This is a genomic window from Streptomyces sp. NPDC053048 (assembly GCF_044547045.1).
GTDB lineage: Bacteria > Actinomycetota > Actinomycetes > Streptomycetales > Streptomycetaceae > Streptomyces.
In genome coordinates, this window is the sequence record NZ_JBITZS010000009.1 from 278,193 (window position 1) to 301,440 (window position 23,248).

Genomic DNA, 23,248 nt, shown 5'->3' on the forward strand with positions numbered 1-23,248 from the left:
ACAACGCACCCGCCCCGCACAACGCACCAACCCGCACCCCACCGGCGAGTGGACTAGACCTTTCGCACCGGCCGGGCGAAACTACATGGGTGAAACACGTCATCGCCCTCGATGTGGGCGGCACCGGAATCAAGGCTGCCCTGATCGGCCCGGACGGCACGCTGCTGCACGAGGCCCGTCGGCCGACGGGCCGAGAGCGCGGCCCGGAGGCCGTCGTCGCCGGCATCCTGGACTTCGCCGCCGAGCTCCAGGAGCTGGGCCGGACCCGGTTCGGCGAGCCCGCGGTGGCCGCCGGCGCAGCCGTCCCCGGCATTGTCGACTCCGCGACCGGCACGGCCGTCTACTCCGCCAACCTCGGCTGGCGCGACCTGCCCCTGCGCGACGCCCTCAGCGCCCGCCTCGGCGGCATACCCGTCGCCCTGGGCCACGACGTGCGCACCGGCGGCGTGGCCGAGGGGCGCGTCGGCGCCGGCAAGGGCGCCGACCGCTTCCTGTTCGTCCCGCTGGGCACCGGCATAGCGGGCGCGATCGGCATCGACGGCCGCATCGAGGAGGGTGCCCACGGCTACGCGGGCGAGATCGGCCACATCGTGGTGCGCCCCGGCCCTGACGGCGAGTCGTGCGGCTGCGGCAGCCGCGGCTGCCTGGAGACGCTGGCCTCCGCGTCGGCGGTCTCCCGCGCGTGGGCGCGGGCGAGCGGCGAGGCGGACGCGGACGCCGCCGACTGCGCGAAGGCCGTCGCTTCGGGTGACCCGCGCGCGAGCGCGGTCTGGCAGCACGCGGTCGACGCGCTCGCCGACGGCCTGGTCATCGCCATCAGCCTGCTCGACCCGCGCACGCTCATCATCGGCGGCGGGCTCGCCGAGGCGGGCGAGACGCTGTTCACGCCGCTGCGCGCGGCGGTGGCGGAGCGCATCACGTTCCGCAAGCTCCCCCGCATCGTCCCGGCGGCCCTCGGGGACACCGCCGGCTGCCTGGGCGCGGGCCTGCTCGCCTGGGACCTGCTCGACCTCGCCGTGCCCACGCAGGCCACCTACTCACGGGCCTCCCACTCACCGGCCACCCACTCAACGGAGGTATCCCCCTGATGGTCGAACGAACGGTTCTCGCCGGCGCCCGCGTGGTGCTGCCGACCGGGGTGGCGGAAGGGGGCCGCGTCACGGTGGAGGACGGGCGCATCGCGCACGACGTGCCGGGCGAGTCGCCGACCCTGGACCTCACCGGCCACACGATCGTCCCCGGCTTCGTCGACATGCACCTGCACGGCGGCGGCGGGGCGTCGTTTTCCAGCGGCACGGCGGAGGAGGCGCTCACGACGATCCGTACGCACCGCGCGCACGGCACGACCACGATGATCGCCTCGACCGTCACGGGTGACCTGGACGACCTCGCCCGGCAGGCGGCGGTCCTCGCGGAGCTGACCCAGCAGGGTGACCTGGCGGGCATCCACTTCGAGGGCCCGTTCATCTCCGCCAACCGCTGTGGCGCGCACCAGCCGGAGCTGCTGCGCGACCCGGACCCGGCGGACGTGCGCAAGCTGGTCGACGCGGCGCACGGTGCGGCGCGCATGATGACGCTCGCGCCGGAGCTGCCGGGCGGCCTGGAGTCCGTGCGCATGCTCGCCGACCTCGGCGTGATCGCGGCGGTGGGCCACACCGACTCCACGTACGAGGCGACGCTCGACGCCATCGAGGCGGGGGCGACGGTCGCCACCCACCTCTTCAACGCGATGCCGGGGCTGCTGCACCGCGCGCCCGGCCCGGTCGCGGCGCTGCTGGAGGACGAGCGGGTCACCGTCGAGCTGATCAACGACGGCACCCACCTGCACCCGGCCGTCCTGGAGCTGGCGTTCGCGCGGGCGGGCGCGGACCGGGTCGCGTTCATCACCGACGCCATGGGCGCGGCGGGCATGAACGACGGCATGTACTTCCTCGGGCCCATGGGCGTCGAGGTCAGGGACGGCGTCGCCCGGATCGCCGACGGCCCGACGGCGGGCTCCATCGCGGGTTCGACGCTCACGCTGGACACCGCGTTCAAGCGCGCGGTGACCATCGACAAGCTGCCGCTCGAGGACGCGGTGCGGGCGCTGTCCACCAACCCGGCCCGGCTGCTGGGCCTGTCCGACCGGATCGGCTCGCTGGAGCCGGGCAAGGACGCGGACCTGGTGGTGTTCGACGGTTCGTACGATCTGGTGGGCGTCATGCGCCGGGGCGAATGGCTGGTTAGGCCTGAAGTGCGGTAATTTTTCCGCACGTTGAACAGCGGCTGCAGGTCAGGAGGTCTGGGCCTGCAGCCGCTGTTTTGGCATGATCGCTGGCGCGGTCGACACCCGGGTCGTCCCGGTCGAGGAGAGAGGCGCCGATGATCCTCACGGTCACGCTCAACGCCGCGCTCGATCTGACATATCGCGTCCCACAATTGCGCCCGCACACCTCGCACCGCGTCACTCGCGCCGCCGAACGCCCCGGCGGCAAGGGCGTCAACGTCGCACGGGTGCTGGCGGCGCTGGGCCACGAGACGGTGGCCACCGGCTTCGCGGGCGGCGCCACGGGCGACACCGTGCGCGGACTGCTGGCGGAGACCTCCGTCACCGACGAGTTCGTCCGCATCACCGGCACCACGCGCCGCACGGTCGCCGTCGTGGACGGCACGACGGGCGACACCACCCAGCTCAACGAGACGGGCCCCGACGTGACGCCCGCCGAGTGGGCCGCGTTCGACGACCGCTACACCCATCTCCTGCGCGACGCCCGCGCGGTGGCCCTGTGCGGCAGCCTGCCGCCGGGCGTGCCGGTGGGCGCGTACGCCCATCTCGTACGTGCCGCCCGTGCCCGGCGCGTCCCGGTGCTGCTGGACACCAGCGGCGAGCCGCTGCGGCGCGGCATCGCCGCCCGCCCGGACGTGGTCAAGCCGAACGCCGCCGAACTGTCGGCCCTGACCGGCACCACCGACCCCCTGCGCGCCACGATGGCGGCCCGCCGCCGGGGCGCCCACGCGGTGGCGGCGTCCCTGGGCCCGGACGGCATGCTGGCCCTCACCCCCGACGGCACCTGGCGCGCCACCCCACCGAAGCCCTTGCCGGGCAACCCGACGGGAGCGGGTGATTCGGCGGTGGCGGGCCTCCTGTCGGGCTGGTCGGACAACCTGCCCTGGCCGGACCGCCTGGTACGGGCGGTGGCCCTGTCGGCGGCAACGGTGGCGGCCCCGGCGGCGGGCGAGTTCGACGCGGGGGTGTACGAGAAGCTGCTGGGGAAGGTGAGGGTGGCCGAGGTCTGACGGCCTAATTTCAGCCCGTCCGGCGTTTGAGGACAAAGGGGGTCCGGGGCGAAGCCCCGGTTACGGGAAGGGGCGGGGTGGGGGAAAGAAACCCCATGACACTCACCCGCACCGCAGACCTCATGACCACGGGCAAAGCCGTAGCGGCCTTCAACGTCATCACCCTCGAACACGCCGAGGCCATCGCCACCGGCGCCGAGGCGGCGGGCGCCCCGGCCATCCTCCAGATCTCGGAGAACGCCGTGAAGTTCCATGGCGGTGACCTGGCCCCCCTGGCCGCCGCCACGGCCGCAGTGGCCCGCGCCTCGAGCGCCCGCCTGGCCCTGCACCTGGACCACGTGGAGAGCACGACCCTGCTGCACTCGGCCGCCGCCCACGACTTCAGCTCGGTGATGTTCGACGCCTCGAAGCTCCCCTACGGGGACAACGTCAAGGCGACGGCGGCAGCGGCCCGTTGGGCCCACGAACGCGACCTGTGGCTGGAAGCCGAACTGGGCCGCATCGGCGGCAAGGCGGGCGACGCCCACACCCCCGGCATCCGCACCGACCCGGCCGAGGCGGCGGCCTACGTGACCGAAACGGGCGTGGACGCCCTGGCGGTGGCGGTCGGCACCTCACACGCGATGACGGAACGCACAGCCACCCTCGACCACACCTTGATCACAGCCCTCCGCGCGGCGACGGGCGTCCCCCTCGTCCTCCACGGCTCGTCGGGCGTCCCGGAGTCCGAACTCCGCCGCGCGGTGGCGGCCGGCATGACGAAGATCAATGTGGGAACGGCCCTGAACACGGCGTTCACGCACGCGGTGAGGACCTACCTCGACACCCACCCCACGACGGTCGACCCCCGCAAGTACCTGGCCCTTGCCAGGGAGGCCATGGCTCGAACGGTGGCAGGGTTCTTGCGGACGGTCGGAGACTCCGGAAGCCGGGAGCAGTGCTAGCCCTCCGAGAGCCAGACCTGGTCGAGGTGGGACTCGCACGAGTTGCCGGACTCGCAGGAGAATTTGAGGACGTTGGTGCCCTTGTTGAGCGTCACCTGGACCCAGCTGGTGAACCAGCCGCGCTCCCAGTCACCCGGCTTGGCACCATAGTTCTTCATCTTTATGGGGGTGAAGGTCTTGTTGCCGTTCGCCCACGTGGTGAGGTTGGCGTCCTTGCCGGGTACGCCGTAGCGGAGGTTCAGCCGGTAGTTCCCGGCCTTCTCCACGTCCACGGTCCATTCGACGGCCGCGCCCGTCTGATTCATCCCGGTGATGTACGTCCCGCCGTCGGCCTGAGCACCCTGCACAGACTTCTCGGTGCTGGCGCCCCCGCTCAGGCGCAGGCTCGCGGCGTCGCGCTTCTGCAGGCCGTTGGCCGACGGGTTCTTGGGCGGGTCGCCCTTGTCGTTCTTCTTCTTCGACTCGTCGGGCTTGCCCGAGTCGTCCGTGACGACCTTGCTGCTGTCGCCCCCGGCCTGGGAGCCGCCCTTGTCGCCCGAGCTGTTCGTCATCACGGCGACGCCGATGCCACCGGCCACGACCAGGACGACGGCTATCGCCGCTATGAGCAGCCCGCGCCGCTTCGGCCGGTCACCCGCGCCACCGCCGTGACCACCGTGCCCGCCCGAGCGGGACGCGGCCGCGCCGCCCGGCAGGGTCTCGGGGGCCGAGTAGTGCGGGTTGGGCTGCGAAGCGGCGGCGCGCTGCGCGGCGGGCTGCTGGCCGTACTGGCGGGAGCCCACCGGACGTACCTGGTTGTACGACGTTCGGGGAACACCCGGCTGGCGGCCGGCGGTCTGGCCCTGGCCACCCTCGGTGGCCCCGTCTCCGCCCTCCGAGCGGTACAGGTAACCGAACGGGTCGTCGTTCTCCGGCGTCCCGGTGCCATTGTTACCGGCCGTCATCCCCTGTCACTCCCCACATGGTGTGCCCATCGGCGCCCACGCTCGTACGCACGGTCGGCGGCGGTGCCGCATCGGCGCAGCCTACCCCGACCCGGCCGGATCACGCCGTGGTCCAGACCGCACCAACAGGTGCAAACCCGCACTCACCCGGCGCGTCTGCCCGCCTTCGCGCGCGACCGTTTCTCGATGTACATCCGCTGATCGGCCGAGCGCAGCACCTCGTCGGCGGACATTCCGCAGCCCGCCCAGCCGATCCCGAAGCTCGCCCCGACCCGGACCGCCCTGCCGTCCACCCTTATGGGCGGAATGATCGCGTTCCGTAGCCGGACCGCGAGATCCTCCGCGTCGGCCTGCCCCAGCCCGTCGGCCAGCACCACGAATTCGTCACCGCCGAGGCGGGCGACCGTGTCGCCGTCGCGCACACCGTTGCTCAGCCGGTGGGCGACCTCGATCAGGACGGCGTCGCCCGTGTGGTGCCCGAACCTGTCGTTGATCGACTTGAAGCCGTCGAGGTCGCAGAAGAGGACGGCCAGCCCCTTCGTGCCGTCGGCGCCGTCCTCGTCGGGGGCGATGGTGTGCTCGTGGTGGTCGTACGGGCCGCCGGGCACGCCGCCGGCCACGCCGCCGAAGTCGTCGGGGACGTAGTCGGGCCCGGCGACATCGGCACCGAAGCCGTGCCCGTGCGGGCCGCTGTCCCGATGGGCGTGCCCCCCGTAGCCCGCCGCCGCCACGCCCGCGGCGCTCTCGACCTCGGCGAAGCCCTCGAGGTGGCCGTAGGGCCCGGACGCCGCCGAGTGCGTCTCGCTGCCGGGCGGCCGGGCGCACAGCCGGCTGCTCAGGCGGGAGCGCAGCTCGGCGCTGTTGGGCAGCCCGGTCAGCGAGTCGTGGCTGGCGCGGTGGGCGAGCTGCAGCTCGTGCCGCTTGCGCTCCTCGATGTCCTCGACGTGGGTGAGCAGGAAGCGCGGCCCGTCGGCGGCGTCGGCGACGACGGAGTTGCGCAGCGAGACCCAGACGAACGTGCCGTCGCGCCGGGCGAGGCGCAGCTCGGCGCGCCCGCCCTCGGCGGAGGTGCGCAGGAGGGTGCCGATGTCCTCGGGGTGGACGAGGTCGGAGAAGGAGTAGCGGCGCATCTGGGACGCCGAGCGGCCGAGCAGCCGGCACAGGGCGTCGTTGGTGCGGTGCAGCCGGCCGTGCTGGTCGCCGCCGAGTTCGGCGATGGCCATGCCGCTGGGCGCGTACTCGAAGGCCTGGCGGAAGCTTTCCTCACTGGCGCGCAGCGCCTGCTGCTCCCTTTCGAGCCGGACCAGGGCGCGTTGCATATTTGCGCGTAGACGAGCGTTACTGATCGCAATCGCCGCTTGCGACGCATACATCTGCAGCGCCTCGCGGCCCCAGGCGCCGGGCCTCCGGCCGTTGGTCGGTTTGTCCACCGAGATGACGCCCAGGAGCTCGCCGCCGGAGGGCCCGGTCGTGTACATCGGGGCGAAGAGCCGGTCCATCGGGTGCCACTCGTCGGCGAAGCGCGGGGCGGGCCCACCGGTGTGCCACTGGGGGACGTCGTCGTCGTCGAGGACCCAGCCCTCGGTGTACGGGATGAAGCGCAGATCGCCCCAGTGGTCGCCCATCGCCAGCCGGCGCTCCCACGAGACGCGCGAGCCGACGCGGCCCGCCATCAGGGCCTCGGCGCTGGCACTTCCGGCGACGGCGGCCACGACGAGATCACCGTCCGGGCGTACGAGGTTGACGGCGGAGAGCTCGTAGCCGAGCCCGGTGACGATGCCGTCGGCGACGGTCTGCAGGGTGTCGGCGAGGCTGCGCGCGGTGTTCAGCTCCGCGATCGCCCGATGGACCTGTCGCAAGGTCGCCAGGCGGACATACGGCTCCGACTCGGTCTCCATAGCTCGCTCTCCCCCGAGACCTCGACAGCAACTCCAGGCTTCTTGTTCGTCCGTTTACCGGGCCACTGAATCACAGCGAGCTGACCACTCGGTACACAGGGTCAACAATTACTGCCATCTGTGACTCATGTCACATGATGTGATGGTGTTGCGATACTGGCGTTCGACTGCGCCTCTATGCTTCCTGAACGCAAATCCGAAGACCTGCGGGCGCGATGACGAACACTGCAACGGATGGCCGACCGACGTTGTCGCGAATGTCGATTCGAGGACTTTTCCCTGGCTTGTTCGCAGCGCTTTGAAAGCGCTGTCGATCATTTCCCGGCGCTTTCGTCCTAGGACCCGTCTGGTCCCCCAGCCCGATGCGGCCCCTCCCCCGGGGCGACTAGCGTGCTGGGCGTGTTGCAGACGACTTCGGCCACAGAGACCGGCATAGCTCATCCTGAAGGGGTGACCGCCGACGAATTCCGCGCCGCCCTCGCCCGCCTGGCCGCGGGCGTCGTGCTGGTGACCGCGCACGACCCCGAGGACGGTCCGCGCGGCGAGGACGTCGGCATGACGGCCACCTCGTTCCTCTCCGTCTCCCTCGACCCGCCCCTGGTGATGGTCAGCGTCCGCAACGGCTCCCGCATGGACGACCTCCTCGAGCGTCAGCCGCTGTGGGGCGTCTCCGTGCTCGCCGAGAGCCAGCGCCACATCGCGGGCCGCTTCGCCATGAAGGGCCGCATCAGCGACCGCCTGCTGTTCGAGGACATCCCCTACGAGCGCGGCAAGGAGACCGACGCACCGCTGGTGCGCGGCGCCCTGGCCGTACTGGAGTGCCGGACCGAGCAGCGGGTGCCTGCGGGGGACCACACGCTCGTCATCGGCCGTGTCCTGCGCACGGACACCCCGGCCACGGAGAGCGGCCCTCTGACGTACTTCCGGGGCCGGTACCGCCAGCTGGGCTGAGCCCCGGCCGTCGAGGTCAGCGCTTCCGGTAGGCCAGGCGCAGATTCTGCAACCCACGGCGGGCCCGGACGAGGACAAAGGCGCCGGGCCGCCCGTCATCCCCTGTCAGGGCGGCGAGCGCGGACCGGATGCGGCGGCGCGTCAGGGGACGCCACACGAACAGCACGAGCTGCCCGCCCGGCCGCAGCACCCGCCCGGCTTCCGCCAGCACCACGTCAGGGCCGGACATCTCCTCCAGGCTGTAGCTGAACAGCAGCGCGTCGAGGCTCGCGGACGCGAACGGCAGGGCGCGGCCGTCACCGGTCACGTGGACGGTCGTGGCGCCCGGCCCCACGGCGCGCCGGGCGCGGGGGTCGTGGGCGGCGGGGTCCAGGGCGACGAGGAGGCTGCCGGATCCCAGGTGGGCGGCGAGGTCGGCGGTGTAGAAGCCGCCACCGCTGCCGATCTCGGCGCAGCGCGTCCCCCCGGCGACCGGGGCGATCCAGTGGACGTCGCGCGACGGCCTGTCGCCCAGGGCGGCCCTGATGAGGGGGTGTCCGATGAAGGCGTAGCAGCTGGTGGGGGTCCTGACCACGGGGATTCCTTCCCGGCGCGGGGCCTGCCGTAACGGCGGGGCCGGCAGGAACCGTCCGACGGGGCGAGCCGACGGGGCCGGAACCGGGCCGACGGTGCCGGGGCAACCGGAACCGGGCCGGCTAACCCCAGTCGCGGCCCGACCGGCCGCGCTTGGTGTCGGCGCGCTGCTTCTTCTCCCGCAGCCGCCGCTCGTTGATGCCGCGCGGAATCTTCGTGGGCCGCCGCTGCTTGGGCGGCGGGGCGGTCGCCTCCGCCAGCAGCGCCGCCAGCCGTACGGCCGCGGCCTCGCGGTTGCGCCACTGCGAACGGTGCTCGGAGGCCCGTACGGTCACGACGCCGCCGACCAGCCGACCGGCCAGCCGCTCGAGCGCCCGTTCCTTCCATACCGGCGGCAATGCGTCGGTGGCGGCGAGATCGAATCTCAGCTCCACCTGACTGTCGCTCGTATTGACGTGCTGACCGCCCGGCCCGGAGGAACGCGAAAAACGCCACATGAGCTCCGCCTCGGGAAGGGAGACGGAACCGCGGATGACGTGTGGACCGGACATACGAGCCATGATCCCGCGCCGGGGGCGTGGCCGTCACCTCGATTTCCCGGCAGTCTTCCCGTCGGCGGTCCGGCCGCCTTCGCCGGCCCTCTTCGCCCGCTTCCCTCCGCTTTCCCCCGCCGGGCGTCAGGAAAGAGCAAAGAAAGCAAAGCGAGCTGGAACCCTTCCTCCCCCGATCGGCGTTATCGGGGGTGACTGCACACTTCGAGTGCGCGGGCCCACGAGCGGGCCCGTGAACCGACGAAAGGGACACATCCCATGGCTGTAAGCCTGTCCAAGGGCGGCAACGTCTCCCTCACCAAGGAGGCCCCGGGCCTGACGGCCGTCACGGTCGGCCTCGGCTGGGACGTGCGCACCACCACCGGCACGGACTTCGACCTCGACGCGAGCGCCATCGCGGTCAACGGCGGCGGCCGGGTCTACTCCGACTCGCACTTCGTCTTCTTCAACAACAAGTCCACCCCGGACCAGTCCATCGTCCACACCGGTGACAACGTCACCGGTGCCGGCGAGGGCGACGACGAGCAGATCAACGTCAACCTGGCCGCGCTCCCCGCGGACATCGACAAGATCGTCTTCCCGGTCTCCATCTACGACGCCACCACGCGCTCGCAGAACTTCGGCCAGGTCCGCAACGCCTACATCCGCATCATCAACCAGGCCGGCGGCGCCGAGATCGCCCGCTACGACCTGAGCGAGGACGCCGCCACCGAGACCGCCATGGTCTTCGGCGAGCTCTACCGCCACGGCGCGGAGTGGAAGTTCCGCGCGGTCGGCCAGGGCTACGCCTCGGGCCTGGCGGGCATCGCCCAGGACTTCGGCGTCAACGTCTGACGACCACCGACCGGGCCGGCCGCGGGTTCACTGCCGCGCCGGCCCGGGGGGTCAGCCCGCCTGCAGCCGGAAGACACGCGTCGTGGAGAGCGAAGGATCCCCGGGCCGCAGGTGCAGTTCGCCACGCTGGGGCAGCATCACCACGGCGGCCACGGTCCGCTCGCGCCGGATGTCCCCCGTGTCGGGCACACAGATCGGCGGGCGCGACAACAGGCCGAAGTAGTCCTCCGCGTCAGCGGTGGCGGGCAGTGCGGCCAGGCCCGCCCGCGCCGCCTCCAAGCGGCGCACCGAGGAATTGCGGGCGAATACGTTCAGTTCGTCGTGCGCCGCGAAGTCCGGGTCCAGGAAGTGGTTCGTGTGCGCGACCTCCGTCGCCCGCATGACCCTGAGGTCGTCACCCAGGCACTCCACCCAAGCGACGCGCTCGCGGTCGCACAGGACGAGCGTGCGTGAACTCGCCAGCTTCAGCCCGCGCAGCGTCTCCAGGGCCTCGGTCACATCGGACGACGTGTCGAGCAGGTGGCGAATGGCCAGGTACGGCGGCAGCCCCGGTCGCCATTCCCCTCCCAGTACGAGGTTCAGCCCGACCGCCAGCCCATCGCTGTTCACCCCCAGGTACCCCAGAAGGCCCGCGAAACTGAGGATCAGCGAACGGCGGTCCACTCCCGGTGCGGCCACCTCGAGGACACTGATGCGGTCGTCCAGGTCACCGTTGAGGTCAACGGTCTGGGCCAGGACCGGCTGCCCGTGCGCGGCGGTGCCCACTCTGGCGAAGGTCGTGCAGTCTCCCGCCGTGGGCACCTTCCGATAGCCCATGATCTCCCGGCGCAGCTGCAGCAGCCACGCCTCCTCCTCGCTGATGCCCGCTCCGGCGGCGAGGCCCTCGACCTCCTCGGCCAACCGGGGCACCGCGGCCGCGGTCTCCGCCCGGTAGGCGGAGATCAGGGGCCGCAGGCCCGCCACGCTGACGGGATCCTGCATGACCTTGTTCAGCCGGCAGACCGAGTCGTCGAGGAAGGACCGAAGGGGCGCGGCGAGGGCCTCGCCGTGGCCGCGCCCGATGGCGAAGGGGCTGCCGGACAGGCGGAGGAAGGCCACGTCCGCGTCCGTGGTCATTTCGCCGCGCCCGCCCAGGAGACCTTGGCGTTCACGGCCAGCTCGTTCTTCACCCGCGGCCACTCCGCTCGGAGGATGCTGTAGAAGACCGCGTCACGACGTCGCCCGCCCGGCATGTAGTTGAAGCTGCGCAGGGTTCCTTCCTCGGTGGCCCCGATGTTCCGCAGGCCCTGCCGCGCCTGTTCGTTGAGTTCGTCGGTCTTGAACTCCACGCGTTCGGCACCCAGCCCCTCGAAGGCATGCTCCAGCAGCAGGAACTTCGCCCAGCGGTTGACGCCCTTGCCCTGGAAGTCGAGGCCCAGCCAGGACCACCCGATCTCCAGCCGGGCGTCGCCCTCGGCCATGTTCCCGAAGCTCATGCTCCCCGCGACCCGGCCGGAGCCCTTGTCCACGATGACGAACACCGCCCGCCGGCCGGCTGCGTGGTCGGCGAGGGTCGCGTCGAAGAACTCCTCGAAATCGGCGTCGTTCTCGACCGCGGAGACGAAGTAGCGCCAGATCTCCGGCGCCATCGCGACGGCCCGCACCGGCTCCCGGTCCTCGGGAGTGACAGGCCGGAGCAGCACGTGATCGTTCTGCAGTACCACTGCCGCCTTCTGCGACCAGGTCATGTCAAACCGCCTTCGGGAGGTGCCGGGAAAGTGACTCGACGACGTCCCGCAGGGTTCGCATCCCGGCGAGATCGTGCTCGGTGAAGGAGGACAGGGGCACGCCGGTTCCGTCGCACACCGAGGTGAGGAAGAGGACCTTGTTCAGCGAGGTCAAGCCGTACCCGTCGGCCATGTCGGTGTCGAGGTCGAGGTCGGTAGGTGCGATCTCGTCCTCGAGCACCAGGGCGAGGTGCTCGCGGACGACGGATTCCGGTTCAGGCATGGATTCCCTCCTTGTTGTCATGGATCTCCCGCTCATAGGCCGCGAGGATCTGTTTGCGTTTGGGCTTGAACTGCGAGGTGAGCAGATCGTTCTCGATGCCGAACGGCTCGGGCGCCACCACCACCCGGGCGATGCGCTCGTCGGGCTCCGCCGCACGGTTGGCCAGGGCGAGCTGAGCGGCGATCGCGTCGTGGTCGGCGGGCACCGCGGCGGGTGAGACGACGGCCACGAGATCCCTCTGGCCGGGACAGAACAGCACGCACTCGGCAATGGCCGGACTGGCTTTCATGCGCTCTTCCACAGGCCTGGTGATGATCTTCCTGCCGTTGTCCAGCACGATGACGTCGTCGGCGCGGCCGTGGATGAACAGGAAGCCGTCCTCGTCGAGGTGGCCGATGTCGCCGGTGCGTACGACACCGTCGGGACCGAACACACGCTCGGAGTCGCCGGGAGCTGCGTACTCGTACCGCCAGTTGACCGGATGGTCGCTGCGCACGCTGATGACACCGTCCGCACCGATCAGCACCTGTTTGCCCGGGACGACCTTCCCCACGCTGCCCTCGCGGCCGGCGCCCGGGTGGTTCTTCGCCACGATGCACGTCTCGTTGAGCCCGTACCCCTCGTAGAGAGGCAGTCCCGCGTCGTCGAAGAAGCGCAGTACGGCGGGATTCGCCGGGGCCGAGCCCGTCCACAGGTAGCGGATGCGGTCGCCGAACAGGCGGCGGGCCTGCTCGCTCGTGTCACTGCCGGGCGTGCCGTCCCCCGCACGGCGCGCCCGGACGTCGATGTGCCGTCTGGCCGCCTCGAAAAAGGCGGGTACGCCCATGACGACGGTGGGCCGGGCCTTGGGCATCGTCGCGAAGGCGGCCTCATAGGTGCTGACGGTGACGTCGTGCCCGTGATACAGCGCCGAGTAGATCCAGTAGCGCTGCTGCAGCAGGGACAACGGCAGGAAGACGAAGATGTCGTCACCGGGCCCGTGCGCGAACATCTCCTGCACCGCGCGCAGAGAACTGTCGATGCTGCCCACGGTCGCGGCGAGTCCCTTGGGCACTCCAGTGCTGCCCGAGGTGAACTTCACGGTGGTCTCATCCTGCGGCGCGTAGCGCACCTCGGGCAGGGCGGCGTGACCGCCCGTCTGTCCGGCCAGGCGCCGGACCTCGCTCATGGGCAGGACGCCCTCGTCGCCGGACGGCCGGTCCGAGAAGAGCAACTTCACGCCGAAGCGTGCCGACAGGGCGGCGGACGGTTCGAACTTGCCGGGCTCGAAGCCGGCCGTCTGTGCCTTGAGCCTCAGGGCCGCCAGGTCCAGCAGTACCCACTCGAGGCAGTTGGCGGACAGGATCCCGATGCGGTCTCCGCGGCCCACGCCCATCTCCCGGAGTCCCGCCGCCACCAGCCCGGCCTGCTCGTAGAGTTCCCGCAGGCTCAGCGACTCCGTGCCCAGCAGCCGGGCGAAGGCGATCCGCCCGCCGTTTCCGGGCGGCGCGGAGACGATGCGGTTGATCACCGACGCAGGTGCGGGCGCGCTCACGACGAGACCTCGGCGTGGGCGTCCGCAGGCCGGAAGAAGACCGCGTCGGTCAGGCCGATGGGGGTCGCGGGCGGGACGAGTTCAACGGTCTCGGGCCACTGCGTGGGAGTGGGCAGTCCCAGGGCCCGGGCGAGCCTGTCCGCGAACCTGGGCATCAGGGGGGTGGCGCCATGGGCGAGTAGCCGGGCCGCCGCCAGCTCGAGCGCGACGGACGTACGGGCCTCGCTGTGCCAGGCCGCGGTGCGGGACAGCGGGTTCTCACGGCGGGCGAATGCGACGGCGTCGTCGACCAGTCCGTCGAGTTCGGCGGCCGCCTGCCGCAAGGAGAAGCCGTCCGGACCCAGGCTGTCGGTGAGCGCGGCGAGGCGGGTGCCCAGCCGGGCGAGAAAGGCCGACTGCTCAGGGGTCCAGGTGCCGGCGTCCGGTGCGGTGCCGCCGTAATCCTTGTCCAGCCGGGCGCCGAGGTCGTTCAGCCAGCGCTGCCAGGTACCGATCAGCCGCTCCTCCAAGGCATCCCTGTACAGCGCACGGCGGAAGTCCGTGCGCTCGCCCTCGGGCCGGGTCCGGCAGAGGAAGTAGCGCACCGCGTCCACGGTGTCGGCGGAGAGGATCTCCTTGCCCCAGATGGCGTGCCGGCGACTGGTGGAGAACTTGCTGCCTTCGAGCAGGTAGAACTCGTTGACGTGGTAGTCGATGTCGGGCTCCCACTCGGGAAAGGCCAGCCGGTACAGCACCGGGTACAGGACCGAGTGGTAGAAGCTGTTGTCGTAGCCGAAGAAGTGGACGACTTTCCAGTCCTGTCGAGGATCCCGCGCCGCCCAGTCCTCGCCGAGCCGTTCGCCCAGGCGCTGGATGCCGTGCAGGAATCCGTAGCTCATCTCGGGCCATACCCAGACGACCTGGCCCGCCCCCTCCTCCTCGGCCGGTTCGACGCCCCAGGCCGACGGGTGGGTGATGGGGACATCCAGGCGCGGCCTGCGCAGGAGCCGGTCGGCCAGCTCCCGCAAACGAGCCGGTACCCGTCCCGTGCGGTGGTGTTCCGTGATCAAGCCGCCGAATTCGTGCAGCGGGAGGGAGAAACGGGTCAGCTCCCCTTCGTGCGGCGTGGCGCCCGACCGGGCGACGGCCGGGTCGGTCAGGTCGGTGACGGTGTTGGGCTCTCCGCACTCCTCGCAGATGTTGCCGCTGGTCCCCGCGCCACAGGAGGGGCAACCGCCCTTGACGTCGACCTCGTAGAGGTACCTGCCGCTCTCCCCCTCGAACAGGGCGCTCCCGCGTGTCGGGGTCACCGCCCCGGAGGCGACCAGCCGTGAGAAGAAGGCGCGCAGGCCCTCGGGGTAGGAGTCGTCGTCGTTGCTGCTGGTGTACTGATCCGGGACGATGTCCAGCAGGCGCAGCGTCGCGGCGATCTCGGCGCTGTAGTGCGCCGCGGTTTCGGCCGGGTCACGGCCCTCTCGCCGGGCGGCCTCCACCACGTAGCTCTGGAAGTCGTCGCTCCCGGTCAGGTGCCAGGCCTGGGTGCCGTTCATGCGCTGGAACCGCACATAGGCGTCCGCCCCGAGGTACGGGCCGGACAGGTGTCCCAGGTGCAGATCACCGTTGGGCGTGGGCGGAGTGGAGAAGACGAAGACGGGACGCCGGCCGAATCCCTTGCGGTCCCCGGAGCGGGCCGACGTGAGCGCGCGGCCGGGATCGCGCCAGTACTGGGTCATGAACACCACGTCGACGTCGCCGGTGTTCTCCAGTACATGCGACTCGAAGGGCTCGAACAGGGCGACCACCCCTGGCTCGGCCGTATACCGTTCCCCGTCGACGATGAGCTCGCCACGACCGGATACGAACACGAAGAGCTCGGTCTCGTCGTGCTGGTGAACCATCGAGCGCTGCCCGGGGACGACCCGGCCCCAGCCGGCTCCCACGCCCAGTCCCTCGACGTCGCTCATGTCGATGCCGAAGGCCTCGGCCAGGACACTCTCGTCATACCTATTGAAGATCATTGCCATCCTTGTCCGAAGGCGTGGGGACGAGCAGGTCGACCGCCCGAGCCGCGATCGCGGGGGCGAGCCGGTAGCCGGAGCCGTTGGCGGCACCCGCGAAGATCAACCGGCCGTTGCCCTCGAGGAGGGTGATCAGAGGCTCGCCGGTGGGGCTGTAGGCATCGCAGAACACCTGGCCCGAGGCGCAGTGCTCGGCCAGAGCGGGCGCATAGCGTGACAGCACGTCCTGTGCCTCGTACAGATGGGCAGCCGACAGCGCGGGCGAGGAATCGTCGGGATCCACGTCCCATTCCCGGCAGGTGTAGCTGAACAGCCAGTGCCCCCGGTCGTACAAGGGCAGCAGGAAGGCGTCCTCGTCGTGGAAGACGACGGCACCGTCGCCCTCGGCCGGTGCCTTCTCGATGTGCAGGGCCACGACCCTCTTCACCCGCGCGCCCAGCGGCCGGACCAGGTCGCGCCAGGCAGGGGCGTCGAGCCATGGGCCGGGAGCCAGGACGACCCGCTCCGCTCGCACGGCTTCTCCGGTGCTCAAGCTCAGGACGACGCCGCTCGCCCCGGCATCCAGCGCCTTCACCTCCACGCCTTCCCGGAAGGCGACCTGCTCGCGCAGCTCCCGGGCCAGGTGCCGGGTGAGAGCGTGGACGTCCGCGTACTGACAGCCTTCTCCGGTCCAGGCCGTCGAGCCGGGCGGCAGCCGCACCACGTCCCCCGGTACGGCGGAGACGGGGGAAAGACGGGTGCTGCCGAGGTAGACCTCGCGCAACCGGTCCCCGGCGGCGGCGTCCGCCACCACGGTCATGCCCAGCTCATGGACCGGAATCCTGGGATGCTCCTTCTTCAGCCGCGCGTAATGGTCCTGGCTGTAGCCGGACATCGCGCGTACGCGCTCGGTCGCTCCCCGGGGGAAGTGCAGCCCCGCGGAACGCCGGGTGGCGCCACTGGCGACGGCATCCCGCTCCAGCAAGGCGACCGACGTCCCTGGAGCGCGCCGGAGGATTTCCCGTGCGGTCATGCAGCCGATCACGCCACCGCCGACGACGGCGACGTCCACCGCTGCCGGGCGGGTTCCGGTCATCGGTTCTCCCACGAGACCTCGGATTCCTCCTTCGCCGACCAGGCGACGAAGGAGGCCAGCTGATCGCCGGTGCGCGTGCCGCACAGCCGGTCCGCGATGCGACGGCTGCGCCAGGCGTTCAGGCTGAGGTTGGGGTCGGGCAGCCCTCGCTGCTGCCGGGCGGCGTTCTGGACGAAGATGTTGTGGTCGTTGGGTCCGTCCCACTGCACCGCGAAGTGCTCGTCGATCCGTAGTTCGTCGCCCTCCCGCTCGAGTCGGCCGTCCAGCGGAGCCAGGAAGTCCATGGCGGCGGGGCGGAAACCCGTGGCCCAGATGATGACGTCCGCGTCGAAGTGCACGCCATCGGCGGGACCGTCGTTGTGCCGGATCTCCAGGTCCCACGTTCCGGGACCGCTCCTGGTCACGTCGGCCACCTCACGGTTGGGATACAGCCCGACGACGTCGGACCTGCCCTCGACGAAGCGGAGGACGTAGACGCGTTGGTAGACCTCGCGCAGCGTGGACTCGGAAATGCCGTCACTGGACAGCACATGCCGGGCGTTGAAGGCCGAGCGGAGATCTGCCGGCAGGTTGTAGAAGTAGTCCGAATGGGAGGGCGTGTAAAAGTCGTTGGTGAACGGCGAGTCGTCGATCGGAAAGAAGTTGCGGCGCCGGGAGATCCAGGCGACCCGCCGGGGCAGCTCCGCGCCGCTCCTCGAGAGCAGGTCGAGCACGGCCTCCGCCCCCGACTGCCCGCCGCCCACGACCACGACGCGCTTCCCGCCTAGGTTCCCCGCCCTGGCCAGGTACTCGTTGACATGGAACTGGGTCGCGCCGAGATGACGCAGTCCGTGATCCGGTACCCACGGCCGACTGCCGACACCGACCACGATGTTGTCGGCCGTCACGGTGCGACGGTCGGTACGAACCCTGAAGACGCCGTCGAATCCGACCTCGACGACCTCCTCGCCGAAGGCGACGTTCTTGTTGCGCTCGGCTGCCCATGCCAGGTAATTGCGGAACTCCTGGCGCGGGACCTCCGAGAACTGGGCGTTGAGGAAATGATAGATACGGCCCTTGTCGTGCAAGTAGGACAGAAAGGAGAAGGGGTTGGTCGGCTCGGAGAGACTGACCAGGTCCTTGAACAGGGAGACCTGCAGCGTGGTGCCGGGAATCTGCTGCTCGTCGTGCCAGCCGAAGGACTCCTTCCGGTCGATGAAGAGATTCCGTACCTGCGGTCGTTCGTGCAGCAACGACGCCAGGCTCAGGTTCGCGGGGCCCGCTCCGACTCCGACGCAGCGGTAGTGCCCCTCGCTTCGCGGGGAATCCTCGTGCCGCATGTTCGGTCCTTCCTTTCGAGCGACGATTGGCATGGTTCAACCGGCACGGCGCCGGCCGAGCGCACCGGCGATGGTCATCAGCTGCACCTCCGAGGTGCCTTCGTAGATGCGCAGCGCCCTGATCTGGCGGTAAAGGCGCTCGGTGACGCTGTCCTTGACCAGACCGGCGGCCCCCAGCACCTGCACGGAGGCGTCGACGATCTCCTGCGCCACCTCGGTGGCGTGCAGCTTGGCGATGCTCGAATGCACGGCGAAGCGGCGGTTGCCCCGGTCGGTCTCCCAGGCGGCGCGCGCCACCAGCAGGGAAGCCGCGTTCAGCTTGACCTCCATGCCGGCCAGGGACGCCTTGACGAGCTGCAGGTCGATCAGACGGCCGCCGTAGGCGGGCCTGCTGCGGGCGCGGGCGAGTGCGGTGTCCGCCGCCCGGCGGGCGAACCCCAGGGCGGCCCCGCCCACCGTCATGCGGAACCGTTCCAGCAGGTCCATCGCGATGACGAAACCGCCTCCGGGCCTGCCCAGCACGCTGTCCGCCGGAACCCGGCAGTTCTCGAAGGCCAGGTGTGCGAACGAGCGCGGCGCCAGGGCATCGACGCTCTCCCACACCCGCACACCGGGGGTGTCGGCCGGGACGAGGAAGGCTGTCAGGCCCAGCGGACCCGGCCCCTCGCCCGTCCGGGCGATGACGCAGTACAGGCCGGCGATGCTCCCGTTCGCGACCCAGGCCTTGTGGCCGTCGAGGACATAACCGTCCGTAGCAGGCTCGGCGCGCAGCCGCACCGCGCCCAGGTCGGAGCCCGCTTCCTCCTCGGAAGCGGCGAAGGCGCCCACCAGCGTCCCCCGCGCCATTCCTGGTAGATAGCGCCTTTGCTGTTCCGGGGTTCCGAAACGCATCAGTGGCGTGGCTGCCAGCGCCTGGATGGAGAAGGCGAAGTCGGCCAGATCCTCCGTATAGGCCAACGCCTCACGGACCAGGCACAGCGAGCGGTAGTCGCCGGGGTTCACCGCCCGGTCGTCGTCACCGGGAGACAGGTACGAGAACCAGCCCGCGGCGCCCAGCTCCCGCACCAGCTCCAGCCCGGCCTTCTCCGGCGTCTCACGACGTAACGCCTCCCAGTCGTCGGAGCGTTCGCGGCACCAGGCATCGATGGCGTCGGCGAGCTCGCGGTGTGCCGTGTCGAAGAACGGAAGCTGCAGAATCTGCGGGTCGAAGCTCGTATCAGCTGGCATGACCGGCCTCCATGGGCTGTGAGGACTGTGCGGATCGGAGGGAGACCGCGCGCACGATCGGCCGCAGCACGTCCGTCACGGCGGACGGCCGCTGATCGAAGTAGAAGTGGCCGCCTTCCACCCAGTGGCACTCGGGAACGTCCGTGGACTCCAACCGCCAGGGTTCCAGGGCCGTTTCGGTGATGGTCCGGTCACCCCGGCCCGCGATCAGGGTGAGCGGCACAGCCAGGGGCGCGGACGACCGATAGATGTATGCTGCAGCCATACGGAAGTCCGCCCGCAGGCCGGCCAGCAGCAGCTCCTGGAGCCCCTCGTTGGCGATGACCTCGGGTGGCAGACCGCCGAAGACCTCCACGGCACGGGTGAAGTCCGTGCCCGTCAACCGTGCTGTTTCCCGGACCTTTTCGGACGGCAGGAGCGACGGGGCGGAGGCGGCAGAGGCGATCACGTGCCGGATCAGTGGATGGCCGTCGAGCCGCCGGGCGGTCTCGAATGCCACCACGGCACCGAGGCTGTGGCCGAACAAGAGGAACGGCTGGTCCGCCGTCGCGGCGATCTCCCTGGCGACATCGGCGGCCAGGGCCGTCAGGTCCGCGGCGGAGGATTCCCTCCCCCGATGAGCCCGTCCGGGCGGGCAGACGGCGACGATCTCGGCATCGTCCCCCATGTGATCCTGCCATTTCAGGAAGAGGCGCGGATTTCCGCCGGCGTGCGCGAAGCAGTAGACGCGGGGAACGTTCCCGGTGGCCTTGCGGGACGTCAGGAACCAGGTGGAGCCGGTCACGAAAGTCGTCCGTCCTTTCCATTCTCTGTGACCTTCCGCAGCAGAACTCCCAGGCGTGACCCGGCAACGCTCGACGCCAGCATGTAGTGGCCTCCGCCGCGGACATGGCCGGCCGCGGCCCTGTCGACCAGGTTGATGAGCGGATCCGCCGCGAAGCAGTGTCCGATGCGTTCGATGTTCTCGGTGTAGATCTGTGCCGGGGTGAAGCCGGCCAGTCGCTCCTTCATCGCGACGAGGGGCTTGAACAGGTTCGCGTGCATCAGGCCGGAGACGTCCTCCAGCGTGAGACCCAGAGGCCCGAGCAGGCGGTCGTTCACCAGCCGGGAGAGGTCGGCGCTGATCTCGTTCGCCCCGTCGAGCTCCGAAGGGGTCTGTGCCGTCGCGCAGGCAAGGACCTCGTAGGCCTCGTCGCTGTGCTCGGCTGCGACCACACAGCTCGCCGCACCATCACTGAAAAGCGCGAACTTCTCCATACGTACGGACTCGTCGGCGATGCGATCGGTGGTGACGACGAGAACGTTCCGGTACCGGCCGCTGCGCACGAAGGCATCGGCGACATGCACGGCGGACAGCAGGTTCGTGCAACGGTTCAGCGTGATACCCATGAACGCGGCATCGGCGAGTCCCATGCCGGTCATGACGGTCTCCATCATCCGTCCGTGCAGGTCCACTTCCGAGGGGAACCGGGTCGAGCAGAGGATCAGCAGGTCGATGGAGGACGGCGCGATCCCGGCGCTGCGCAGCGTCCGTGACCCGCTGGCGATCGCCATCTCCTCGAGGGTCTTCTCCGTGCGGCGTATCCTGCCCCAGCCCCAGAGACCGGCCTTCAGCGGAATGCGTAGCTCACGGGCCCGGGAGGACAGGTTCTCGATGGCTGTGTGGGCCTCTTCGATCTCTCCGAGGACATACTGCGGAGCCTTCAGGTATACGGCGTTCGGCGTCATCATCCACTCCCACTCGGCACGAACGGTCACCGGTCGCCGGGCGCGACACGCAGCAGGGCGCAGCCGACGAGCCCGTCCGCGTCGAGGGTGGTGACGAGCGCCACCCGCCCGCGGGCGTCCGGGTCCTCCTCGGCGGCCTCGAGCAGAGCCGTGATCTGGAACGTGGTGGAGGCTGCGCAGGTGTCCCCGACCAGTGGCGCACAGGACACCCGTGCGACGTCCCGGTCGCCGAGCACCGCGCGCAGGGCGACCTCCTCTTGATCGCCGCGGGCGCCCGGCTCGTCGCCGGCCGCGACGGCCCATACGTTCGCGGCGTCGGTGCCCGACTGCCGCAGTGCCCGGCGGAGGCAGCGCGCGAGTGCCTCGGCGGCATCCTCCTCGCGCGGCGCCAGACCGGTCTCCACGGCCAGCACTTCGGCCAGGGCGTTGCCGCCGGCGGACCGTCCGGCATCGAGCATGAGGACCGCACACCCCTCGCCCAGTGGTGCGACGGCTTCCTGTCCGGCCGGACGGCTGTGCCAGGCGAGCCATGCCCGCTCGGTCGAGAACTCCTCGACCCCACCGCACACGATGCGCCGGGCACGGCCGGAGCGCTGGAGCCGACGGGCGTAGTTGAGCGCGAGCAGGCCGGCTGCCCGCCCGCCCGCGACAGTGGCGTTCGGCCCCCGCAGCCCGTGCCGGATGGCCACCTGTCCAGCCGCGCAGTTCATCACCGTGTTGGGGAACCGGCCGGGATTGACGCGGTAGGGCCGATCACGGGTGAGCGCGTCCCGGGCGAAGCCCATGAAGTCGGCGACGCTGCCGGCCGAGGTGCCCAGGACCACGCCCGTCCCGGCCTCGCGACCGGTGGTTCCTGTCTCCTCCCCGATGAGGGATCCGACGGCAGACACGGCCAGTGCCGTGGCGCGGTCCATGGTTCGCGTCCCCGAGGGGCCCAGCAGCTCCCTGGCGTCGGCCACCGGTACGACGCCCGCCCGCTCCACGGGGACGTTCCACCGTTCCCGGTCCAGCGCGGTCACGGCGCTGCGGGCGTCACGAAGACCGTCGGCGAAGGCCCTCGCCCCCACGCCGAAGGCCGAGACCGCCGACCAAGCGGAGATCACGGTCGGTTCCGTCACGGTGTTCACCGCTCACCCCCGGGAGCCGTCGCGGGCACGGGACGGCTGCCCCGGCCGCTGTCGTCGGGGATGCCCAGGATCACCACGGCGTTGTTCCCTCCGAATGCCAGCGCGTTGTTCTGGACGATGCGCACGTTCATGTCGACCGCCGCATTGGGCACGCAGTCGACGGCGCACTCGGGGTCGGTCTCACGGTGATTGATGGTCGGGGGCGCGAACCCCTCGCGGATCGCCAGCGCACAGGCCACGGAGGCCAGCGCGCTGGCGGCCCCCATGGTGTGGCCGATCATCGACTTGACCGCCACGGTGGGAGGCGGGTCGCCGGCGAACACCCGGTTGATGGCGCGCGCTTCCGTCACGTCATTGGCGGGGGTGCCGGTGCCGTGCGCGGAGATGAGGTCGACGTCCCCCGGTTCGATCCCGGCATCCTCGAGTGCCAGACGCATGCAGTCCGCGAAGCTCTCCTCGTCCGGTGACACAGCGTGGGTGGCGTCGCAGTTCAACCCGTAGCCGAGCACCTCCGCGTACACCCGTGCGCCTCGGCGCCGCGCGGATTCCAGGCTTTCGAGCAGGAGCACTCCCGAGCCCTCGCCCGGCAGCATTCCTTCGCGGTCCCGGTCGAACGGCCGGCAGTGGTCGGAAGCGACCACCCCGAGGCGGGTGAACCCGGCGAGCGTCTTGAGGCACAGGGCATCCGCACCACCGCACAGCGCGAAGTCGACGTCTCCGTTCCTGATGGCGTCGAGTCCGTGTCCGACGGCGTAGTTGCCGGCCGCGCATGCGGTCGTCATGGTGACGGCCTCGACGTCGGTAAGTCCGAGCTCATATGCGACGGCGACGGACAGACGGCCCGCGGGCACCCGGCGGGCCAGGCCGGGATCCAGGTTCTCGAACCCACCGGCGATCTCGAGCCGGACGAGGTCCTCCAGGTCGCGCGACTCGCCGTCCGTGGTGCCGATGGCGACCAGCGACCGCGCGTCCCGCAGGTCATCGAGCCGCATTCCGCCGTCCTCGACCGCCATACGGGCGGCCGCGGCGGCGAAGCCGCTCGCTCGTCCGAATTCGTCACGCGGCAGGTTCCGAAGGAACCGGTCCGCCTCGAAGTCCGTTATCTCGCAGCCCTGGGCATGCACAAAGCCGGTCGTGTCGAAGGAGCGAATGGGCTTGGCGGCGTCACGACCCGCCCGCAGGCCGGCCAGAAATTCCGTCACACCGAATCCGATGCTGGTCACCGCGCCAAGGCCGGTGACGACGACCCTGCGTTCCGGTACGGGCGAGGACAATTCTTCT

22 protein-coding genes are annotated in these 23,248 nt (G+C 70.7%); 6 read left to right on the forward strand and 16 right to left on the reverse strand.

The window, feature by feature from the left end:
* Positions 1–89 precede the first annotated feature (89 nt).
* From ACIG36_RS25000 to ACIG36_RS25015, 4 genes are all read left to right on the forward strand, one after another.
* Complete coding sequence (locus ACIG36_RS25000; RefSeq protein WP_399931866.1) at positions 90–1,088, forward strand: ROK family protein; 999 nt, start codon at positions 90–92, stop codon at positions 1,086–1,088.
* Positions 1,088–2,242: an N-acetylglucosamine-6-phosphate deacetylase gene (gene nagA / locus ACIG36_RS25005; protein ID WP_399931868.1), complete on the forward strand. Its 1,155-nt coding sequence runs from the start codon at positions 1,088–1,090 to the stop codon at positions 2,240–2,242. Before ACIG36_RS25000 ends, nagA begins: the two co-directional genes overlap by 1 nt.
* Positions 2,243–2,361: 119 nt before the next feature.
* Positions 2,362–3,276, forward strand: coding sequence for a 1-phosphofructokinase family hexose kinase (locus ACIG36_RS25010; RefSeq protein ID WP_399931871.1), 915 nt, complete (start codon positions 2,362–2,364; stop codon positions 3,274–3,276).
* Positions 3,277–3,371: 95 nt separating this feature from the next.
* Positions 3,372–4,220 carry a class II fructose-bisphosphate aldolase gene (locus ACIG36_RS25015; protein ID WP_399931873.1) on the forward strand — a complete coding sequence of 283 codons (849 nt, stop codon included), beginning with the start codon at positions 3,372–3,374 and terminating at the stop codon, positions 4,218–4,220.
* Here the strand turns inward: ACIG36_RS25015 and ACIG36_RS25020 are convergent.
* Both ACIG36_RS25020 and cdgB read right to left on the reverse strand, forming a co-directional pair.
* Positions 4,217–5,164 (reverse strand): CBM35 domain-containing protein, encoded by a 948-nt coding sequence (locus ACIG36_RS25020; RefSeq protein WP_399931876.1) that lies wholly within the window; start codon positions 5,162–5,164, stop codon positions 4,217–4,219. The two genes, ACIG36_RS25015 and ACIG36_RS25020, sit on opposite strands and share 4 nt — an antisense overlap.
* Before the next feature lie 143 nt (positions 5,165–5,307).
* The gene (gene cdgB, locus ACIG36_RS25025; RefSeq protein WP_399931880.1) at positions 5,308–7,062 is read right to left on the reverse strand and encodes a diguanylate cyclase CdgB; all 1,755 of its coding nucleotides are present in this window, start codon (positions 7,060–7,062) and stop codon (positions 5,308–5,310) included.
* Between the two features lie 450 nt (positions 7,063–7,512).
* Between cdgB and ACIG36_RS25030 the strand changes: the two genes are divergently transcribed.
* Positions 7,513–8,013, forward strand: a complete 501-nt coding sequence (locus ACIG36_RS25030; RefSeq protein ID WP_399931883.1) for a flavin reductase family protein — start codon at positions 7,513–7,515, stop codon at positions 8,011–8,013.
* Between the two features lie 16 nt (positions 8,014–8,029).
* Here ACIG36_RS25030 and ACIG36_RS25035 read toward each other — a convergent pair whose 3' ends face one another.
* Complete coding sequence (locus ACIG36_RS25035; RefSeq protein WP_399931886.1) at positions 8,030–8,587, reverse strand: class I SAM-dependent methyltransferase; 558 nt, start codon at positions 8,585–8,587, stop codon at positions 8,030–8,032.
* Between the two features lie 121 nt (positions 8,588–8,708).
* On the reverse strand, positions 8,709–9,137 hold the full coding sequence (arfB, locus tag ACIG36_RS25040; protein WP_399931889.1) for an alternative ribosome rescue aminoacyl-tRNA hydrolase ArfB: 429 nt from the start codon (positions 9,135–9,137) through the stop codon (positions 8,709–8,711).
* Positions 9,138–9,395: 258 nt separating this feature from the next.
* On the opposite strand from arfB, the gene ACIG36_RS25045 reads away from it, so the two are divergent.
* The gene (locus tag ACIG36_RS25045) at positions 9,396–9,971 is read left to right on the forward strand and encodes a TerD family protein (protein ID WP_399931891.1); all 576 of its coding nucleotides are present in this window, start codon (positions 9,396–9,398) and stop codon (positions 9,969–9,971) included.
* Between the two features lie 51 nt (positions 9,972–10,022).
* On the opposite strand, the gene ACIG36_RS25050 is transcribed toward ACIG36_RS25045, so the two are convergent.
* From ACIG36_RS25050 to ACIG36_RS25105, 12 genes are read right to left on the reverse strand one after another with little or no spacing between them, the layout of a single operon-like run.
* Positions 10,023–11,087 carry a C45 family autoproteolytic acyltransferase/hydolase gene (locus ACIG36_RS25050; protein ID WP_399931894.1) on the reverse strand — a complete coding sequence of 355 codons (1,065 nt, stop codon included), beginning with the start codon at positions 11,085–11,087 and terminating at the stop codon, positions 10,023–10,025.
* Positions 11,084–11,698 (reverse strand): GNAT family N-acetyltransferase, encoded by a 615-nt coding sequence (locus tag ACIG36_RS25055; RefSeq protein ID WP_399931897.1) that lies wholly within the window; start codon positions 11,696–11,698, stop codon positions 11,084–11,086. The genes ACIG36_RS25050 and ACIG36_RS25055 overlap by 4 nt, the downstream gene beginning before the upstream one ends.
* 1 nt (position 11,699) lies before the next feature.
* Positions 11,700–11,960 (reverse strand): phosphopantetheine-binding protein, encoded by a 261-nt coding sequence (locus ACIG36_RS25060; RefSeq protein ID WP_399931900.1) that lies wholly within the window; start codon positions 11,958–11,960, stop codon positions 11,700–11,702.
* Positions 11,953–13,494: an AMP-binding protein gene (locus tag ACIG36_RS25065; RefSeq protein WP_399931903.1), complete on the reverse strand. Its 1,542-nt coding sequence runs from the start codon at positions 13,492–13,494 to the stop codon at positions 11,953–11,955. Before ACIG36_RS25065 ends, ACIG36_RS25060 begins: the two co-directional genes overlap by 8 nt.
* The gene (locus tag ACIG36_RS25070) at positions 13,491–15,491 is read right to left on the reverse strand and encodes a class I tRNA ligase family protein (protein ID WP_399931905.1); all 2,001 of its coding nucleotides are present in this window, start codon (positions 15,489–15,491) and stop codon (positions 13,491–13,493) included. The genes ACIG36_RS25065 and ACIG36_RS25070 overlap by 4 nt, the downstream gene beginning before the upstream one ends.
* Entirely contained in the window at positions 15,478–16,566 is a 1,089-nt protein-coding gene (locus tag ACIG36_RS25075; RefSeq protein ID WP_399931908.1) for an NAD(P)/FAD-dependent oxidoreductase, read from the reverse strand. Before ACIG36_RS25075 ends, ACIG36_RS25070 begins: the two co-directional genes overlap by 14 nt.
* On the reverse strand, positions 16,563–17,885 hold the full coding sequence (locus ACIG36_RS25080) for a lysine N(6)-hydroxylase/L-ornithine N(5)-oxygenase family protein (RefSeq protein WP_399931910.1): 1,323 nt from the start codon (positions 17,883–17,885) through the stop codon (positions 16,563–16,565). Before ACIG36_RS25080 ends, ACIG36_RS25075 begins: the two co-directional genes overlap by 4 nt.
* A gap of 36 nt (positions 17,886–17,921) precedes the next feature.
* Positions 17,922–19,112, reverse strand: a complete 1,191-nt coding sequence (locus tag ACIG36_RS25085; protein WP_399931913.1) for an acyl-CoA dehydrogenase family protein — start codon at positions 19,110–19,112, stop codon at positions 17,922–17,924.
* On the reverse strand, positions 19,102–19,896 hold the full coding sequence (locus tag ACIG36_RS25090; protein WP_399931916.1) for a thioesterase II family protein: 795 nt from the start codon (positions 19,894–19,896) through the stop codon (positions 19,102–19,104). Before ACIG36_RS25090 ends, ACIG36_RS25085 begins: the two co-directional genes overlap by 11 nt.
* Entirely contained in the window at positions 19,893–20,840 is a 948-nt protein-coding gene (locus ACIG36_RS25095; protein WP_399931918.1) for a 3-oxoacyl-ACP synthase, read from the reverse strand. Before ACIG36_RS25095 ends, ACIG36_RS25090 begins: the two co-directional genes overlap by 4 nt.
* A 26-nt stretch (positions 20,841–20,866) precedes the next feature.
* Complete coding sequence (locus tag ACIG36_RS25100; protein WP_399931921.1) at positions 20,867–21,958, reverse strand: beta-ketoacyl synthase N-terminal-like domain-containing protein; 1,092 nt, start codon at positions 21,956–21,958, stop codon at positions 20,867–20,869.
* A gap of 5 nt (positions 21,959–21,963) precedes the next feature.
* Positions 21,964–23,241, reverse strand: a complete 1,278-nt coding sequence (locus tag ACIG36_RS25105) for a beta-ketoacyl-[acyl-carrier-protein] synthase family protein (RefSeq protein WP_399931923.1) — start codon at positions 23,239–23,241, stop codon at positions 21,964–21,966.
* Positions 23,242–23,248: the final 7 nt, after the last annotated feature.